General features: G+C 33.8%; 15 protein-coding genes. 6 read left to right on the forward strand and 9 right to left on the reverse strand.

The features are described 5' to 3' along the window. Window positions 1-531: 531 nt before the first annotated feature. The 3 genes from OF897_RS16500 to OF897_RS16510 all read left to right on the forward strand — a co-directional run bounded on the left by OF897_RS16500 (window position 532) and on the right by OF897_RS16510 (window position 3704). Window positions 532-1749 carry an ABC transporter permease gene (locus OF897_RS16500; protein ID WP_267266769.1) on the forward strand — a complete coding sequence of 406 codons (1218 nt, stop codon included), beginning with the start codon at window positions 532-534 and terminating at the stop codon, window positions 1747-1749. A 201-nt stretch (window positions 1750-1950) separates the two neighbouring features. Then, window positions 1951-2976 carry a sensor histidine kinase gene (locus tag OF897_RS16505; protein WP_267266770.1) on the forward strand — a complete coding sequence of 342 codons (1026 nt, stop codon included), beginning with the start codon at window positions 1951-1953 and terminating at the stop codon, window positions 2974-2976. A 2-nt stretch (window positions 2977-2978) separates the two neighbouring features. Beyond that, the gene (locus OF897_RS16510) at window positions 2979-3704 is read left to right on the forward strand and encodes a LytR/AlgR family response regulator transcription factor (RefSeq protein WP_267266771.1); all 726 of its coding nucleotides are present in this window, start codon (window positions 2979-2981) and stop codon (window positions 3702-3704) included. Here the strand turns inward: OF897_RS16510 and OF897_RS16515 are convergent, their stop codons facing one another. The 5 genes from OF897_RS16515 to OF897_RS16535 all read right to left on the reverse strand — a co-directional run bounded on the left by OF897_RS16515 (window position 3705) and on the right by OF897_RS16535 (window position 8266). Next, entirely contained in the window at window positions 3705-4145 is a 441-nt protein-coding gene (locus OF897_RS16515; protein WP_267266772.1) for a hypothetical protein, read from the reverse strand. Window positions 4146-4272: 127 nt separating this feature from the next. Then, on the reverse strand, window positions 4273-5541 hold the full coding sequence (locus OF897_RS16520) for an alpha-amylase family glycosyl hydrolase (RefSeq protein WP_267266773.1): 1269 nt from the start codon (window positions 5539-5541) through the stop codon (window positions 4273-4275). A 241-nt stretch (window positions 5542-5782) separates the two neighbouring features. Beyond that, window positions 5783-6379, reverse strand: coding sequence for an IS1096 element passenger TnpR family protein (locus OF897_RS16525; RefSeq protein ID WP_267266774.1), 597 nt, complete (start codon window positions 6377-6379; stop codon window positions 5783-5785). 132 nt (window positions 6380-6511) lie between these two features. Then, window positions 6512-7543, reverse strand: a complete 1032-nt coding sequence (locus OF897_RS16530; protein WP_267266775.1) for a sensor histidine kinase — start codon at window positions 7541-7543, stop codon at window positions 6512-6514. A gap of 45 nt (window positions 7544-7588) precedes the next feature. Further along, the gene (locus OF897_RS16535) at window positions 7589-8266 is read right to left on the reverse strand and encodes a response regulator (protein ID WP_267266776.1); all 678 of its coding nucleotides are present in this window, start codon (window positions 8264-8266) and stop codon (window positions 7589-7591) included. Between the two features lie 187 nt (window positions 8267-8453). Here OF897_RS16535 and OF897_RS16540 point away from each other — a divergent pair, with 187 nt between their 5' ends. The 3 genes from OF897_RS16540 (at window position 8454) to OF897_RS16550 (ending at window position 13587) form a co-directional block, all read left to right on the forward strand. After that, window positions 8454-11027 (forward strand): TonB-dependent receptor domain-containing protein, encoded by a 2574-nt coding sequence (locus OF897_RS16540; protein ID WP_267266777.1) that lies wholly within the window; start codon window positions 8454-8456, stop codon window positions 11025-11027. Window positions 11028-11056: 29 nt separating this feature from the next. After that, complete coding sequence (locus tag OF897_RS16545) at window positions 11057-12217, forward strand: hypothetical protein (protein ID WP_267266778.1); 1161 nt, start codon at window positions 11057-11059, stop codon at window positions 12215-12217. A 206-nt stretch (window positions 12218-12423) separates the two neighbouring features. Continuing rightward, complete coding sequence (locus OF897_RS16550) at window positions 12424-13587, forward strand: hypothetical protein (RefSeq protein WP_267266779.1); 1164 nt, start codon at window positions 12424-12426, stop codon at window positions 13585-13587. Between the two features lie 62 nt (window positions 13588-13649). Here OF897_RS16550 and OF897_RS16555 read toward each other — a convergent pair whose 3' ends face one another. The 4 genes from OF897_RS16555 to OF897_RS16570 form a co-directional block, all read right to left on the reverse strand. Then, a complete protein-coding gene (locus OF897_RS16555; protein WP_267266780.1) occupies window positions 13650-14495 on the reverse strand; it encodes a helix-turn-helix domain-containing protein in 846 nt (281 codons plus the stop codon). 73 nt (window positions 14496-14568) lie between these two features. Then, complete coding sequence (locus OF897_RS16560; RefSeq protein ID WP_267266781.1) at window positions 14569-15234, reverse strand: ankyrin repeat domain-containing protein; 666 nt, start codon at window positions 15232-15234, stop codon at window positions 14569-14571. Between the two features lie 15 nt (window positions 15235-15249). Further along, window positions 15250-16581 carry an amidohydrolase gene (locus OF897_RS16565; RefSeq protein WP_267266782.1) on the reverse strand — a complete coding sequence of 444 codons (1332 nt, stop codon included), beginning with the start codon at window positions 16579-16581 and terminating at the stop codon, window positions 15250-15252. 463 nt (window positions 16582-17044) lie between these two features. Then, window positions 17045-17563, reverse strand: a complete 519-nt coding sequence (locus tag OF897_RS16570; RefSeq protein WP_267266783.1) for a hypothetical protein — start codon at window positions 17561-17563, stop codon at window positions 17045-17047. Window positions 17564-17707 lie beyond the last annotated feature (144 nt).

A 17707-nucleotide genomic window follows, 5' to 3' on the forward strand; every position in this document is an offset into this window, starting at 1 on the left:
AATAATAAACTTGTACAGATATATTTAGAAATCAATGAAGATGAATTAATGAAGTAAACTTTTGTAAACCTAAAATGCAGACAGAAATGCAGGTGCAATGAAAAAGTAAGATGAACCCGACAATGAAAAAGACAATGAAGAGGCTGGTTTACAAAAGTTTTATAAAAAGATTCAAGCTTAGAGAAGCCGAAGGCTTCAAGATGAGTAGCCTCGGGTAAAACCCGTGGATTGAAAAAAACAAATTCAAAGAACCCGAAGGGTTCAATATCAATAGCCGTAGTTTTCAACCTATGGAAAAAAAATGAAGAGGAATTAATGTTGTGAACTTTTTGCAAACCTACAATGCAGACGAAAATGTAGAAGTAATGAAGCTGAAAAAATGAACCCGACAATGAAAAGAATAATGAAGAAGTCAGGTTTGCAAAAAGTTTTTTAAAAGAAGTCATAGACTTCAATTTGAGTAGCCGTAGGTGAAACCTATGGAATCCAATATAAAAATCACGAATATAAAACGTGAAAAAAATAATCAAAATGAATTTCACTAATTTATTAAAAATAGCATGGAAAGCCATTCTCCTCAACAAAACCAGAGCAATGCTGACAATGCTCGGAATCATCATTGGTGTGGCTTCCGTGATTGCGATGTTGGCGATTGGAGAAGGTTCCAAAGAAAGCATCAAGAAAAATATTTCCAGTATGGGCGCGAACCTCATCACGATTCGTCCAGGAGCGGGAATGATGGGCGGAGTTCGTTCTGACCCTTCCGCGATGCAGACTTTGACTTTGGCAGATTACAATGTTCTTAAATCTCAAGCTAAACTCATCAAAGAAATTTCGCCTTTGGTCAACGGAAGCGGACAAAGTATCGCAGGTTCCAACAACTGGCCAACTTCGATTTATGGTGCTTCTCCGGAATATTTGAAAATTCGAGATTGGGGCGTAGATGAAGGTTCTATGTTCACAGAAGACGACATCGAATCTTATGCAAAAGTTGCCGTTATCGGGAAAACCGTTCAGGAAAATCTTTTTCCGAATGAAAATCCGATTGGAAAAATGATTCGTTTCAAAAATATTCCGTTTAAAGTGATAGGTATTTTAAAGGAAAAGGGCGAAAATACATTCGGACAAGACCAAGACGACATTATCATTGCGCCTTACACTGCGGTTCAGAAAAGGATTTTGGCTCAGACTTATCTTCAGTCGATTGTTGCTTCTTCTCAAAGCGAGGAAGATTCTGACAACGCAGTGAATGAAATTAAATCCATAATGGAAAATCAGCACAAGATAAAACCTAATGAAGACAACGATTTCAATGTATCTTCACAACAGGAGATTATCTCGATGTTCAGTTCAACCAGCGAAATGTTGACGATTCTTCTCGTTGCGATTGCAAGTATTTCCTTACTCGTCGGCGGAATCGGAATTATGAATATTATGTACGTTTCCGTAAAAGAAAGAACTAAAGAAATCGGTCTGAGAATGGCGATTGGTGCGAAAGGAAATGACATCTTGATGCAGTTTTTGATAGAATCGGTTTTGATTTCCATTACAGGCGGAGTTCTCGGTGTTTTGATTGGCTTGATTTCTACATTTTGTATTCAGCAATTTGCAGGCTGGCCGGTAAGTGTTACAGCGAGTTCAATTGTGATTTCTTTTGTGGTTTGTACAATTACAGGTGTATTTTTCGGTTGGTATCCTGCGAGAAAAGCGGCGCAGAGTGACCCGATTAATGCATTGAGATACGAATAATCGTTGATGGTTTTTTGGTTGATAGTTGTTAGTAATTTTAAAAATGAAAAAGAATTATGCTGGAAAAAATCTTAAATTCACTTCTGGAAAACTTTCACAAATCCAATATTTTTAAGGGTTTGAATAAATTCAAGTTTTAAAACAAGATGAGAAGTTGCTAATCTTTTAATCTTCTCAATCATTTAATTTTTTAATCTAAAAATGATAAACCTAAAAAATAAAAACCTCGAAATCAGCCTTCATCTTTTGATTTGGCTGGTTTTGTTCTTTCTTCCAGCGGCGTTTACAATTGGTTCGGAGACGGATTGGAGTGCGATTTTCAGACACTTTTGGTTGCAGTTGTTTTTTCTTGCGATTATATTTTATCTTAATTATTTTATCATCGTCAAATGGCTTTTTGAAGATAAAAGATTGTGGTTTTTCACATCCAATTTTTTACTGCTTGTCATACTTATCGTTGTCAAAAGTCAAATTTTTGAACTGCTTGAGCCAGACCGACCAAAAATGTTGGGAAAACGTCCGCCAGAAGGAATGCGTTATTTTTTCGACTTCCTGATTTATCTGATTCCTGTCGCATTCTCGATTGCTATTAATGCCAGCAAAAAAATGCAGAAAGCGGAAGAAATGAAAATCGAGGCTGATAATATCAAACTGCAGTCTGAACTTAAACATCTGAAATATCAATTACAACCGCACTTTTTCTTCAATTCGCTTAATAATATTTATTCATTGATTGATTTTGATTCGGAGAAAGCGAAACAAAGTGTTCACAGTTTGAGTAAACTGATGCGACATCTTTTGTACAAAACCGATGTCGATAAAATCAGTCTTTCGGAAGAAATTGATTTTTTAAATAAATACATTGATTTGATGTCATTAAGACTGAATGACAAAACAAAAGTTTACACCAATTTTCCAAAGAAAATTCCGAATTTGGAAGTTGCACCATTGTTGTTTATTTCGATTGTGGAAAATGCTTTTAAACACGGCGTTTCTGCCACACAACATTCGGATATCAGTTTTAAAATGGAAATTGTTGAAGACGAAATTCACTTCACAGCTTCCAATTCCAATTTTCCAAAAACGGATACGGACAAAAGCGGTTCAGGAATTGGCGTCGAGAATTTACAAAAAAGGCTTAACTTGCTTTATCACGAAAAGCACGAGTTTCATTCTTGTTTGAATGACGGAATGTACATTGCGGAAGTGAAATTGAAAACGAAATAACAATGAAAAAAATAACCTGCCTAATTGCCGACGACGAACCAATGGCGTTGAACTTAATCGAAAGTTATGTTCTGAAAACGCCTTTTCTTGAACTGAAAAACAAAAGCAACAGTGCAATCGAAGCAATGCAGGTTTTGGAAGAACAAAAAGACATCGATTTATTTTTCTTAGATATTCAAATGCCGGATTTGACGGGTTTGGAATTTTCAAAACTTCTTCCGCAAAACAGCCGAGTGATTTTCACAACTGCTTTTGACCAATATGCAATTGATGGTTATAAAGTCAACGCTTTGGATTATTTATTAAAACCATTTGATTATAATGAATTTCTGAGCGCAGCTTCAAAAGCCAGAAATTATTTCGAATCGCAGCAATCTGCTTCTGTATCAAAACCGGAAAGAAAACAAGAATTTTTCTTCGTAAAATCTGAATACAAGCAAATCAAAATCAACTTTTCCGAAATCCTGTACATTGAAGGTTTGAAAGATTATGTGAAAATTTATTTGAAAGACAATCCAAAACCAATTCTTACTTTGATGAGTCTGAGAAAGCTGGAAGAAGAATTACCTTCTGCTCAATTTATGAGAATTCATCGTTCTTATATCATTGGTTTGGATAAAATTGAAGCGATTGAAAGAAATCACATCGTCATAGGAAAAGAACAAATCGCCATTGCGCCAAATTACAAAGATTCGCTGATGGAATATATTGGTGGGAAGAGTTTGTAATTACTGAATATCTACGATTTTCTGATTCATATTATTCAAAGAAAAAACCTCATTTTTCTGTTTTCCATTCATTGCTTTTGCCAATGGAGATTCTGGCGAAATACAAATGATTTTCTCATTCTCAACTTTGATTTCGCCTAAAGAAACAGAGATAAAAAATAATCCTTTTTCAGTTTTCACAATGGCTCCTTTTTCAGCTTTATCAGAAGCTTTTGGTAAGACAGTTTTGAGGAAATCCTTTTGTTTAAGAATTTCATTCAGCTGAATTTGGAGATTGTTTATTTCCTGCTGAAGCATTTCTCTTCCCGTTTCATATTTGTCGCCCATCGAACTTTTGGTGTCGTTGCTGGAAGCACGGGTTTCTGAAATCAGTTTCTCGAAATTCTGGATTTTCTCGGAGAGTTTTAGTTTAATACTATCGATAAGTGAAGATTTGTTCATATTAAGTTTGGCTAAAGCCTTTGTCAAATTAATTTAAAAGCGGACTAAAGTCCGCTCCTATTGATCATTTTAAAGTTATATATTTTGATTTAATCTTAGAAGATTTTTTCACATAACTTTTTTTAATTTATTTTTCAAAAACGGCATAATCAGAAACTCTAAAATTGAATTTTTTATTATTGCTGAAATCTCTTTTCGTTTTATCAAAAACGTTTTTAAAAACTCCTGATAAATTTTCATCTTCAATAGTAAATTCAACATCTTCTTTTGAGAAATTTAGGACTACTAAAACTTCATTCCATTTATTTTTTCTGATATAAGCAAAAATTTTATCGTTTGAAGAAGTATTTAAAAGATAAGTGACAACATTTGAATCTCCGCCTCTTAAAGCCGGGTTTGAAGATTTTAAATCCAATAAAGTTTTATAAAAATCGGCCATCTCGTAATTATTTGTCCATTGTATTGGATCTCTTTCGAAAAATTCTAATCTTTTTACATTGGGTAGTTCCTGACCTGAATACAATAATGGAATTCCGTTCCAAGTTGTGGAAAATATTGCCATCGGTTTTGTGATGTCACCGTATTTTTCAAACTCGGTTCCGTTCCATGAATTTTCGTCATGATTGGTTGTAAACCAAGCTCTCATTGATGAATCTCCAATTTGAGAATATTTTTTGAGTAAGTCGATAAGTTCGCTTATTGGTTCGTTATTTTTATAAAAGTCAGCAGATTTGTGCATCCATTTCCAAGAATAACTTGCATCGAAAACTTTCCCGTATTCCGGACTTTCCAATTCATCAAATTCACCAATCCAAAAAAGAGGTTTTATTTTTTCAACTTCAGGTCTTGCTTCCTTCCAAAAATCAACTTCAACCCAAGAAGCCAAATCACATCTGAAACCGTCGATATCTGTTTCTTCAATCCAAAATTTCATCGCATCAATCATTTTTTGACGCATTTCTTTATTTTGATAATCCAGCTCAATGATGTCATCCATTCCGGAAGCCATCTTGAAAGTGCCGTTTTCTTTTAAATAAAATTCAGGGCTGGTTTTCGTCCAAACATGATCCCAACCTGTGTGATTGGCAACCCAATCAATAATTACTTTTAAACCTAACCGATGCGCTTTATTGACCAAATGTATAAAATCATCCATGGTTCCGAATTCAGGATTGATCGATGTAAAATCCGAAGACGCATAAGGGCTTCCCAGGCTTCCTTTTTTATTTTGCTGAGCAATCGGAGTAATTGGCATAAACCACAAGGTTTTTATTCCCATATTTTTTAGTCGTGGCATTTCTTTTTCAAATGCTCTGAAGGTGCCTTCTTTGGTATATTGTCTTACGTTGACTTCGTATATATTGGTGGTGTGTTTCCAGTCTTGAGGTAAATCCATATTCATTTCCATTTTAAAATTTAAGAAACATGTTCTGTTTGATAAATCTTTTTTAAGTTTTATAATTTAAATCAAATATAAGTTCTCGCTGATTGTGCAGATTTAGCAGATTGTGATATAAAAATCAGCCTAATCCGGAAAATCTGCGAGAGATAATCTTTTTACAAAAATAAGGAATTGAGTTTTAAATTTAATCGAAACAAAAAACCCTGAACTAATATTCAGGGTTATATTTTAATTTTTATCTTTCATTGTCATCGTCTTCATCATCGAAAACGTCATCGTTATAGTCATCTTCCTCCTCGTCATCAAAATCATCATCTTCATCTACAAAAGTGCTGCTTACTCCAAAATCATCTTCAAAAGTGAAATCGTCATCCATCAAAGGCATTGCCGATTTTTTGTTTTTTGATCCTGCAGCGCTTCCGCTTTTGCTTGGAGCTTTTAGTGGTGCGTTTCCGAATCTGTATGCAGTAAGTGGATAATTCACACCTTTTGTTTCTTCTACCACTTCTACAAGCTCGCAGAAAAATTCCCAAAGATCAAGCAACCCATATTGGAATTGAGCTTTGTCACCCGCAGATTCGAAGGCTTCATCGATGTAAACATCTGACATAATTTCGCCATCACCATCATCACTCATATCTTCAAGAGGTACGCTTTTTACGACAGTACCATCCTCTTCAAGAAGATTAAAAGTAGACAACTCATCTCCACTAAGATTGAATGCACTTTTAATTCCCAAATGTAAGTTCCAGAGTGTTTGTTTTCCTTTGATTTCTACATCTCGGAAAATATCTTCTTTAGTATCTAATATTACACGGATCTTATAAACCATATCAGTTTTTCAATTACTTTTTGCCTTTATTTATTATGATAAATTCTTGATGCAAATATATAATAAATGAGATTTCACAAAAAAATATTTAATGATTTTTTAGAAACTTTTTTTTCCTTACATTCCGCAAAATCATTTACTTTTTTCGAGCATAAAACTGAATTTTGTTCCTTCAAGGTATACACTTTCTACAGTAATATTTTCGTTATGTGCTTCCAGAATGTGCTTTACAATGGCAAGTCCCAAACCTGAACCACCTTGTCTTCGGCTTCTGCTTGTTTCTACACGATAAAATCTTTCAAAAATCCTTGGTAGAAGTTCGGCTTTTATTCCCATTCCGTTATCGATAACTTCAATAAGGACTTTATTTCTTAGAACACTTGTCTTCACCACCACTTTTGCCTCCTGTCTGTTGGCGTAATGAATAGCATTTGAAATTAAATTAATAAAAACCTGAGAAACTTTCTGTTTATCTGCTTCCACAAAAATCTGACTGTGTAAAGTCTGAAGTTGAAGAACCGTATTGTTTTTTTCAGCTTCCAAATCGAGAAGATCAAATATTTCTTTAATTAAAATATTAACATCAAACTTTGAAACCGTAAGATTAATTTCTCCTGCTTCCAAACGGTTGATCATATCGAGATCATTTACGATGGCAATCAATCTTTCAACAGAAATTCCGATTCGCTCTAAATATTTATCACGAATCGTCATATTGTCTACTCCACCATCAACCAAAGTTTCAACATATCCCTGAATAGAAAAAAGCGGAGTTTTGAGCTCATGTGAAACGTTTCCGATATATTCTTTACGGTAACTTTCCATTTCTTTCATCATATCCATCTCTGTCACTTGCTGCTGATTGAAATCTGAAAATCTTTCACCTAATTCTTTCAGCGTAATATTATTTTGATCGCTGTAAACAATTTCTTCGGGAAGAATTTTTGAGATTTTAATAACTTGTTTTTTAGCATAATAATTAAACAGCAGTTCTAAAACCACATAATTAATGATAAAAATAAAAACAATACATAGAAAAAGACCAATCTTAAATTGAGAGGAGTTGTAATATATATCTTTTAGCGAATCAAAAATAATCACTAAAACGAGCATCACCAAAGTAAGCAAACATGATGAAACTAAAGTAAGTCTGTAAAATTTCAATTTTACAAAATTTTGGGGTTGAATGTAAAGTTAGGAATTCTAAAATTAAACAATCAGTTTATATCCGATTCCTTTTAAAGTCTGAATAGTATTGATTCCAAGTTTTTCTCTCAGTCTACGGATGTGCACATCAATTGTTCTTTCACCAACAATTACGTCATTTCCCCAAACTTTTTCAAGAATTTCTTCTCTTTTGAAAACTTTTTCAGTGTTTGAAGCTAAAAGATACAATAAATCGAACTCTTTTTTAGGCAACAAAAACTGTTGACCGCTTTTTGAAACTCGGAAGTTATCTTTATCGATCACCAAATCTCCGATTTCAATCAATTTAGCATTATCAGAAACCTGAGAAGTCAGCTGAAGCAATGCGTTTACTTTAGAAATAAGAATTTTCGGTTTAATCAGTTTCACAATGTAATCGTTTGCTCCTGCTTGAAAACCAGCCAGCTGAGAAAACTCTTCACTTCTTGCAGAAAGAAAAACAATAAGAGATTTTTGCAATTCTTTTATTTTTCTAAGCTCCTGACAAGTTTCGATACCGTCTTTTTCGGGCATCATGACATCTAATAAAATTAAATCTGGAATAATTTCTTTGGCTTTATCTATACCTTCGTTACCATTTGTAGCGGTATAAATGTCGTAACCTTCTTTTTCCAGATTGTAAGACAGAATCTCTAAGATATCGAGTTCGTCGTCTATTAGAAGAATTTTCTTTTGGTTCATTTTCAATTTTTACGGTTCAAAGTTAACAATTTTTGAATGATGGATTAACACAAAGGTTATCGTTCACATAAAGTTAACAATAATTCCCATTTCGTAATATTTAGTTAAGAAAAATTTAAATTTCCCTAAACCATTTACACGACTAAACTTTTCTTCCTTTGCACCGAAAGTAATTAGTAAAAAAGAAATGAATTTTAGAAAACTGAGTATTGCTGCATTATTCCTTACAACATCTGGAACTTTAATGTACGCTCAAGAAAAAAACGACACCTTAAAAAGCGAAAAGAAAATTGAGGGAGTTGTGATTCAAGGAACTACAAAAAAAGGTAGCGAATCTAATATCATCAGTGTACAGAGAAAGTCTGTTGAGGTAATCGAAAGAGTTGGTTCTGTACAGCTTGAAAAACAAGGTGTAGGTGACGTATCTGTTGCCGTAACCAAAGCAACCGGATCACAAAAGCAAGAAGGAAGCGGACAAATTTTCATCCGTGGACTAGGTGACCGTAACAACTCTACAACCATTAACGGACTTCAGGTTCCATCAAACGATCCTTTATACAAAAACATAGATTTAAGTATCATCAAAACTGATATGATCGATTTCATTGGTTTGGAGAAGGTATACAACCCAAAACTTTGGGGAGATATGTCTGGAGCAAACGTTGATATTGTAACTAAAGTTTACACAGGGAAGCCTTATTTTAAAATTAATTTAGGATCTTCTGTAAACTTTAATGCAGTTCAGAAGAATAATTATTTCTTGCAGGACGGACCAAGTTATTTTGGTTTTGCTAAATTAGAACAGCCTTCTAAAAATGCCGTTGCAAATAAAGGATATGTTTTTAATACGTCTTGGAAGGATCAGGAAGTAAACAATCCTTTCAACTCTAACTTGAGTTTTGACTTTGGAACCAATTTCAAAGTTGGAAGCCAAGGAAAGCTAAGTATTTTCGGATATGGAGGTTTTGATAACAGCTACGAATATTTCAATGGAATCACGGGAGGTACATATAGTGCACAAGATGATGCTCTTAGAATATACACTCAAGCAGAAGAATTTAAATATACTACTAATACAACTGGCTTAGTAAATATTAATTACAAGATTAATCCTAATCATCAAATTAATCTATCATCAAATTATATCCACACTTCTGAGCAGAAATTAGGAAATTTCTCAGGATATAACAGAGATTATTATGACAATGATGTTAACCAGTTAAGATATACAACTCAGCTAAGAAGGGCTACAACTCGTATCAACGATTTATTGGTGAACCAATTACGAGGTGAGCATACTTTATCTGAGCCATTGAAATTATCTTGGAATGTTGGATATAACAGATTAGACAGCAGAAGACCAGACAGACAACAGAATGTAACTGTTTTTGATAAACAGCAAAACTATAGTTTCTTCGCAAGTAGTAATCCTGGAGCAAACAACAGATATTATGATCAGCTTTTAGAGAATGATTTTGTAGGTGATATTCATGCAGATTACAAATTAGGAGAAAACGCAAAGATTACATTAGGATATAGTGGAAGATATAAAGACAGTGATTTCAAAGCAACACAGTACAACTTTAGAATTTTACCGGTACAGGGAAGTTACTTCGTTGATCCTAAAAACTATGACACATTCTTTAACCTTGCCAATTATCAGTCGGGAGTTTTCTTTGATGTTGTAACATTTAGAGGTGATGTGAAATATTCTCCGGAACAAGCATTAGTTCCACAAACATTTACTTCTGAAATGACTAATAATGCAGGTTATGTAAATGTAGATTACAAATTCAGCGAAAAGTTTACAGCACAGGTTGGAGTACGATACGAAAATCTAATGCAGAAACTTAAATACAATACTGCAATTCAGGAAGGAAAACAAGACAGAGATTACAATAAGATTTTACCAGCTTTCAACTTGAAATATAGCTTGAATGATAAGCATAATTTAAGATTAGCCGGATCTAAAACTTACACTTCTCCATTATTACTAGAAATTGCTCCTTTCGAATATGAAGATATTGAAGAAAGCACATTAGGTAACCAATCAAACTACCTTGCAGACAACTACAATGTAGATTTGAAATGGGAATGGTTTCCAAGTAAAAATGAGTTGGTATCATTAGCAGCATTTGGAAAATACATCCAAAATCCTCTTGCAAGAGTAACCATCAATTCATCATCTAACTCTACTTCTGTAATGAACGTGGGAGACACAGGAAGAGTATATGGAGTGGAAGCAGAAATCAGAAAAGACATCTACAGTGCAGGAAACACAAGATTATACGCATTCTTGAACGGTACTTATTTGAATACTGAACAAGAACTTGACAACGACAAAGTTGCTAAAGAAAATTCAGGACCTGGACAATCTAACTACTCTACTAACTTCAATGTTACAAAAGATAAAATGCAAGGTGCTTCAGATTTCTTAGCCAATGCAAATATTGGTTTAGAGCAGAAATGGGGTAATAAAAATTCGATGGACTTAGTTGTTTCATACTCTTATATCTCAGATAATATTTACTCTTTAGGTACACAAAATAGAGGGAATATGGTAGATAAGGCATTCAGCACATTAGATGCTACTTTGAAATTTAAATTATCAAACGGAATGGGCTTCTCTTTCACTGGAAGAAACCTAATTAATCCTTATTTCACAAGAGTTCAAGACAATCTATTAACAGGAAACGAACTTGCAGCAAAAAAATACAAAAGAGGAACAGCTGTAGGAGCAAGCATTTCTTACGAATTCTAAATAAAAAATAAATATAAAAATATTGTAAAATGAAAAAGAACACTTTAAAATTATTAGCTGCTGCATTCATTATGTCGACAACAGCTGTAGTATTCCAATCTTGTAGTGATAATGATGATGAAGAAATCATCGCTACAGGTATTGCTTCTGATCCTAATAACTTCAAGGGAGAAGTAAAATCTGGTGAAACAGTAACTTTAGATGCAACAAAAGTTTATAAACTTACAGGTGCCGTTGCTGTAAAAGCTGGTGGTACATTAGTAATTCCTGCAGGAACAAGAATTGAAGCTTCAGGTGGTACTTCTGCTTATATTACAGTAGAGCAAGATGGTAAAATCTACGCAAACGGTACAGCTTCTTCTCCAATTGTAATGACTTCACCAAACCCTACGCCAGGAAGTTGGGGAGGTTTAGTAATCTGTGGTAAAGCTCCTATCAATAAAGGAACTACTGCAACTGCTGAAGTTGGTAATGCAACATACGGAGGAACGAATGTTTCTGATAATTCTGGAATCTTAAAATTCGTAAGAATTGAATATGCAGGTGCAATCTTTACAGGTGATAAAGAATTCAACGGTCTTTCTCTTTTCGGAGTTGGTAACGGAACTACAATTGATAACGTTTCTTTAATCAACGGATCTGATGACGGTATCGAATTTTTCGGTGGAACAGTAAACGTATCAAACATCGTTTCTGTTGCTAACGAAGATGACGCTTTCGACTGGACTGAAGGTTGGAACGGAACTGCAACAAACATTTATACAAAAAGAAGAGCAAACGGTGTTGGTAACAGAGGTATTGAAGCTGATAACAACTCTTTGGATAACAACGCAAACCCAAGATCTAACCCTACTATTAAAAATGCAACTTTCATCGGAGGTACAACAGGTGAAGCTGATGCATTAAAATTAAGAGTTGGTACTTATGGTACTTTTGATAACTTAGTATTATCTAACTGGACTACTGGTATCAATGTAGAGCATGATGCTTCTGTAGCTTATTTCAACGGTGGTAACAAGATTACTAACGTTAAATTTGATACAAATGTTGCTACTAAAGCTTCTGCTAAAAATACAGCAGGTGCAGCCGTAACAATCTTAGCAAACACTTATTCAGAAAATGCTTCTGCAACTGGTGCAGGAAATGGAATAAACACTCCAACTTGGGCTACAGGTTGGGCTGGATTATAAGAATTTAAGTAATTAGTTTCTTCATATCAAATTGAAAACCACGCTCAGAAATAATTTCCGAGCGTGGTTCTTTTTACAGACATTTAATGTTAAATATTAATTCATCTGATTCTGAATTGGGAAACTAAGCAGAAAAATGGTAATTTGGTCTTCTCATTCAAAATAGATCAATAAAAATACCGTTGAAAGAGAATAATCCGACAATTATGAAGAAAAATCACTTTAAAATAATCATTGCGGCTTTTATTATAGGTGCGTCATTCACTATTTATTCTTGCAGTGAAGATGAGGACACATTTACAACCATTACACCTACAGGAATTGCTGTCGATCCTAATAATTTTAAAGGTGATGTGTCCAACGGGCAAGTTGTAACGCTTGATCCCATGAAATTATATAAACTTAATGGTGTTGTTACAGTTAAAAATGGCGGAACTTTAGTCATTCCTGCAGGTACAAAAATTACCGCAACCGCAGGTGCTGCATCTTATGTTTTAGTTGAACAAGGAGGGAAAATTTACGCCAATGGAACTGCAGGTTCTCCCATTTTATTTACTTCAGAAACAACTGTAGCAGGAAATTGGGGAGGAATTGTAATTTGTGGAAAAGCTCCAATTAACACAGGGAGTTCTAGTTTATCAGAAATCGGAAATTCACCTTATGGAGGAACTGATGAAGCTGATAATTCTGGTGCTCTAAATTATGTAAGAATCCAATATGCAGGAGCTAATTTCGGAACCCAAAAGTTTAACGGAGCATCTTTATTTGGTGTAGGAAATGCCACGAGAGTGGAAAGTGTTGCTTTATTAAATTCAGGAGATGACGGAATTGAAATTTATGGAGGAACAGTAAACATTTCTAATATTGTTTCGATTGGAAATGCAAACAACGCCCTCAGTTTTAAAGATGGATGGATTGGAGCTGCAACAGGAATTTATACCAAAAGAAAAGCAGATGGCACAGGAAACAACGCAATAAAGGGCATCAACAACGCAACAAACCCTACAGCTACTCCACAAACAAATGTTATCATCAAAAATGTAACTATAATTGGCGGAAATAATACTGGAGAATCAAACGGAATTCGGCTGTCTTCAGGAGCGCACGCAACAATTGAAAACGCAGTGATTTCAAGCTGGACAAATGGAATTAATCTTGAAAGCGATGCAACTGTAAGTCATTTTGATGGTCAAAGCAAGATAAAAGATATTTTATTTCAATCAACGGTTACCAATAAAGTTTCAGCAAAATCTAGCGCCGGAACTGCCGTTACTCTTTCAGCCAATACTTTTAATGAAATTACTTCTGCAACAGGAGCCGGAAACATAGAAGCTACACCAACATGGGCAATCGGATGGTCTGGATTGTAAGATAAAATTTAAATAATAAAGTTCCTTAGAAATATTTTCTGAGGAATTTTTGTTTGAATAAATTATTCTTTGAATTGAGAAGGGGTCATCCCCGTTTGAGATTTGAAGAATTTTGAAAAACTTGCCTGATCGTAAAACCCTAAATCAAAAACAATATCTTTCACCGACATTTTTGAAACTTTTAAAAGACGTTTTGCTTCCAATAAAATTCTGTCCTGAATCAATGATGAAGCTGAGGAATTGATACTTTTTTTACAGATAATATTTAAATAATTTGGAGAAATATTGAGTTTTTCAGCATAAAAAGAAACCGAACGTTCTTCTTTAAAATGTTCATCAATAAGATTTAAATATTTTGAAAATACCGGATTAGAATGATACTGTTCGTCATTATTAAATATAAATTCAACCGCTTTACTGATTAATAACCCAATAACTTCGCTTCTTTTTAAAATAATTTCCCAAAAGATGTTTTCGTCTTTTAAAGTTTCTTGAATTGCTTTAAATTCATACATAACAGAATTGAAACTCTTTTCCGAAAGATCAATAACTGGATGATTTTGATAAAATGACTGTGAAAACATTAAAGTAGGGACTAAAATCTCAAACCAATTTCTGCTAATCATCAATTGATAACCTAAAGTTCCTTTCTGAATATCCCATTGATGAACCTGATCAGGAAAAACCAAATGAATCTGATGACTTTTCACTTCATAATCTACAAAATCGATGGTGTGACTGCCTTTTCCCTGTTCAAAAATATTAATTATAAAAAAATCGTGCTTATGAGGATGGTCAATTGTACGCTCACCAAAAAGTTCGTTGAACAATAAATTACTGCCCAGTGATCGGTCTTTGCGAAAATCCTGAATTCCCAAAACCGGAAAGTGATCAGACTGCTGATTCATCACCAATGATTTTCCTCTAAAATTAATAAAATTTAATATAGAAAATCATTTTTCAGAAACAACTTTTGTCTCTTTACGACTCTAATATTTTAACAATTTCATCAAAACCCAATAACCTTGCGTGTTGCAAAGTTGTAACTCCATCTTTATCGGCGATATCTTTTGCGCCTCTGCTTTTTAATAGCTTAACAATTTGCTGATACTTAAAACTTCCGTCACCGAGAATTACAGCTTCCATTAAAGCCGTCCAACCCAACCGATTTACATGATTAATCGGAAAACCTAATATATTGGTTAAAACTTTCACAGTTTCCACATGACCTCTTTCACAAGCCGGAATCAAAGCTGTTCCATTGTATCGGTTGAAAACGTCAAATTTTGCTCCATTTTTTAGAAATAATTTCACCAATTCTGTTTGTCCGTTTGCTCCAGCGTACAAAAACGGACTGTCCAATTGCTGATCCTGCAAATTCACATCAGCACCAAATTCTACTAAAAGCTTGGCAATTTTTATCTTTTTTCCGACTGCAGCAAGAAGCAACAAAGACCGCCCTCTCGAATCTTTTGCATTTACATCGGCTCCGTTTTCCAAAGCCATTCTTACACCTTCCACATCATTGCTTTTTACAAGCTCAATTACATTTTTATCTAAAACCATATTTTCTTTTGCAGGTTGAGTTGAGTTTTTTCCGCATGTATTTAAACTGATTAAAAACAAAATAAATACTAAAACTTTCATCACCTGATTTTTTAATTAAAACACTACATTTCCTTTATAAACGAGAGACTCCACATTTGAAATTCTCGAAACGGCTTCTGCTGAACAACTTGCATTCAACAAAACCAAATCTGCATCATCACCAATTTTAGGCCATTGTTGAATTCCTTTATCATCCAAAGGAAGTAAATTTGCTGTCGCCATTTTTAAACTTCTTGAAAGTAAAAACTCAGTTGATTGACCGTACAGTTGAGCATAAAGATTGGCTTTTTCCAAAACACTTCCCGTTCCGTACGTATTCCAGTGATCGACAATGCTGTCATTTCCAGTGTAAACCGTAACGTTATGTTTTTGCAAAGTCGGAAGAGGCATAATTAGATTTCCAAAAGGAATGGTCGAAACAATTCCGACTTGTGCATTCCTTAATTTTTCTGCAATTTCTTCCTGTTTTGTTTTATCTAATTTGCCCAAAACAAAACAATGGCTCAAAAACGTTTTTCCTTTCAGAGAAGGATTTTCGTTGACTTTATCAATTAAATATTCTACAGTTTTTAAACCCGATTCGCCAGTTTCATGCAAGTGAATATCAATTCCTTTTTGATGGTCTAAAGCCAACTGAACCGTGAAATCCATCGTTTTTTCAATCGCTCCATCAATTGAAAAAGGATCTACTCCACCGATGAAATCAATATTCATCTTAGCTGCTTCTTTCAGGTAAGGAACAGAGTTTTTGTAAAAAACACCGTGTTGCGGAAAAGCAACGATTTCAGCACCAAAACTTTTATTTTTATTCTCTAAAGCTTTCTGAAGATTTTTCAGAGAACCTAATTTGGAAGTCGGCTCAATATTCACATGACTCCTTGCAAAAGCTGTTCCTTTTGACTGAAGCAACTCAATCATTTTTTCGGCTTTAAAAGTTGAGTTTTTAAGAACTTCAGGCATGATTTGTTCTTCCAAAGCAATCATTCCTTTTACTCCACCTTTTCTTTTTCTTACAGCTTGCCATTTGTCACCGTAAAAAGTTTTATCCAAATGAATATGCATGTCTTTAAAAGCCGGAAGCATCAAAAATCCTTTTGCGTCAACGGCTTTCGCTTTTGAATTATTTGGAGCTATTTTCGAAATTTTTCCGTTTTCGATTTCTATTAAAAACAAATCTGTTTTTGTTGAAACCACTTCGTCTTCTTCATATTCAAAACCGGTTTCAAGACGGACATTTTTTAAAATTAATTTTCCGTTTTCTGATAAAAATTTATCTTCAGAAACCGTATTTGCGTTCATCATTGCGGGCGTTAAAGAAATTCCAGCCATTGCTAAAGCAGAGTTTTTAAGAAAATCTTTTCGTGAGATATTATTTAGCCTTTCCATAATCAATTTCTATGGTACAAAATTAATAAGAAGGAAAATCTTAGAATTGTATGGTTTATTACATTGCTTGTATAAATTATGTTCTTTTCTTTTGGTTTGAAGGAAAAAAACAAAAGTTAAAACGCTGGTATTTGAGTTTATTTGGGAAAAATATTTGTGAAATTTGTGTTTAATTAAAACAAAAAAGGATGAAGTTTAAACCTCATCCTTTTTGATATTTCTCCAGTTAATCTATTTTCGTACTTATAATTTTCTGGCATTTTCACTTTTAAGATTATAAAAATTGTATCCTAAAAAAGACAGCAACTCCAAATGCTCATTATCAATCAAATGAACGCCTTTTTCTTTTTTTTATTATAATACACAACAGGTTATATATACTTTTGTTTTCATAATGTTAACCACTTCTACTATTTTATCATTATAATATTATTTTAAAAATTAATAAGGGGGGGGGGCATTTTTATCTATCCAAATCTTTAAGCTCAAGTTGTGCTTTTTCTAAAATCATTTCGGAAGTTGTAAAAAAGTAACCATATAGTGGGCTCATGCTGCGACCAAATACATCTTTCTTATATCTTCCCTTTTTATATTTTATACTAACAAACTCTGCATCCATAGGACCAATTTGTAGGGTCCAAATACCATTTGAATCTGTGCTGGTCTTGGGAAATCTCATTAGTTCTTCATCAATATTTTCAAAGCATTCTATAATTTTAAAATAATCATGTTTAGGATATATTTTTCTAAATCTTACTTTTTTATTACTTATAATTTTTATAGAAGAATTCTGTCTTCGTTCTATAATCGGAGCATGGTAAACTGCCTTTACAATCATTCTATTTTTGCATGGGACAATCTTTATTTTTAGCTCATTGTCATATATCTTGACAGCATTTCTTGATCTGAGCTCAATATGTTCGCTTCTGCAACTATTTAATATGGTTACAATTAGCATTAATACTATAATTATTCTTCTCATTACTACTGCTTCGTCAACACAATATCCTTCGGAAAGTTAATCGGAAAATCACCGTGCTGCTGTATATAAGCATTATGCTCACAACTTGGATCATAGCGACTGGCTTCATACTCAAAATGTAAGGTCATTTTGGGTATTGGTAAA

The sequence above is a fragment of the Chryseobacterium formosum genome, assembly GCF_026460885.1.
Lineage (GTDB): Bacteria > Bacteroidota > Bacteroidia > Flavobacteriales > Weeksellaceae > Chryseobacterium > Chryseobacterium formosus.

What these genes read in the sequence shown, in the direction of transcription:
- OF897_RS16535 (WP_267266776.1), bottom strand. Translation starts at nt 8,266, where the DNA reads ATGAACCAAAAGAAAATTCTTCTAATAGACGACGAACTCGATATCTTA.
- OF897_RS16505 (WP_267266770.1), top strand. Translation starts at nt 1,951, where the DNA reads ATGATAAACCTAAAAAATAAAAACCTCGAAATCAGCCTTCATCTTTTG.
- OF897_RS16510 (WP_267266771.1), top strand. Translation starts at nt 2,979, where the DNA reads ATGAAAAAAATAACCTGCCTAATTGCCGACGACGAACCAATGGCGTTG.
- OF897_RS16515 (WP_267266772.1), bottom strand. Translation starts at nt 4,145, where the DNA reads ATGAACAAATCTTCACTTATCGATAGTATTAAACTAAAACTCTCCGAG.
- OF897_RS16570 (WP_267266783.1), bottom strand. Translation starts at nt 17,563, where the DNA reads ATGAGAAGAATAATTATAGTATTAATGCTAATTGTAACCATATTAAAT.
- OF897_RS16550 (WP_267266779.1), top strand. Translation starts at nt 12,424, where the DNA reads ATGAAGAAAAATCACTTTAAAATAATCATTGCGGCTTTTATTATAGGT.
- OF897_RS16555 (WP_267266780.1), bottom strand. Translation starts at nt 14,495, where the DNA reads ATGAATCAGCAGTCTGATCACTTTCCGGTTTTGGGAATTCAGGATTTT.
- OF897_RS16520 (WP_267266773.1), bottom strand. Translation starts at nt 5,541, where the DNA reads ATGGATTTACCTCAAGACTGGAAACACACCACCAATATATACGAAGTC.
- OF897_RS16540 (WP_267266777.1), top strand. Translation starts at nt 8,454, where the DNA reads ATGAATTTTAGAAAACTGAGTATTGCTGCATTATTCCTTACAACATCT.
- OF897_RS16500 (WP_267266769.1), top strand. Translation starts at nt 532, where the DNA reads ATGAATTTCACTAATTTATTAAAAATAGCATGGAAAGCCATTCTCCTC.
- OF897_RS16565 (WP_267266782.1), bottom strand. Translation starts at nt 16,581, where the DNA reads ATGGAAAGGCTAAATAATATCTCACGAAAAGATTTTCTTAAAAACTCT.
- OF897_RS16560 (WP_267266781.1), bottom strand. Translation starts at nt 15,234, where the DNA reads ATGAAAGTTTTAGTATTTATTTTGTTTTTAATCAGTTTAAATACATGC.
- OF897_RS16545 (WP_267266778.1), top strand. Translation starts at nt 11,057, where the DNA reads ATGAAAAAGAACACTTTAAAATTATTAGCTGCTGCATTCATTATGTCG.
- OF897_RS16525 (WP_267266774.1), bottom strand. Translation starts at nt 6,379, where the DNA reads ATGGTTTATAAGATCCGTGTAATATTAGATACTAAAGAAGATATTTTC.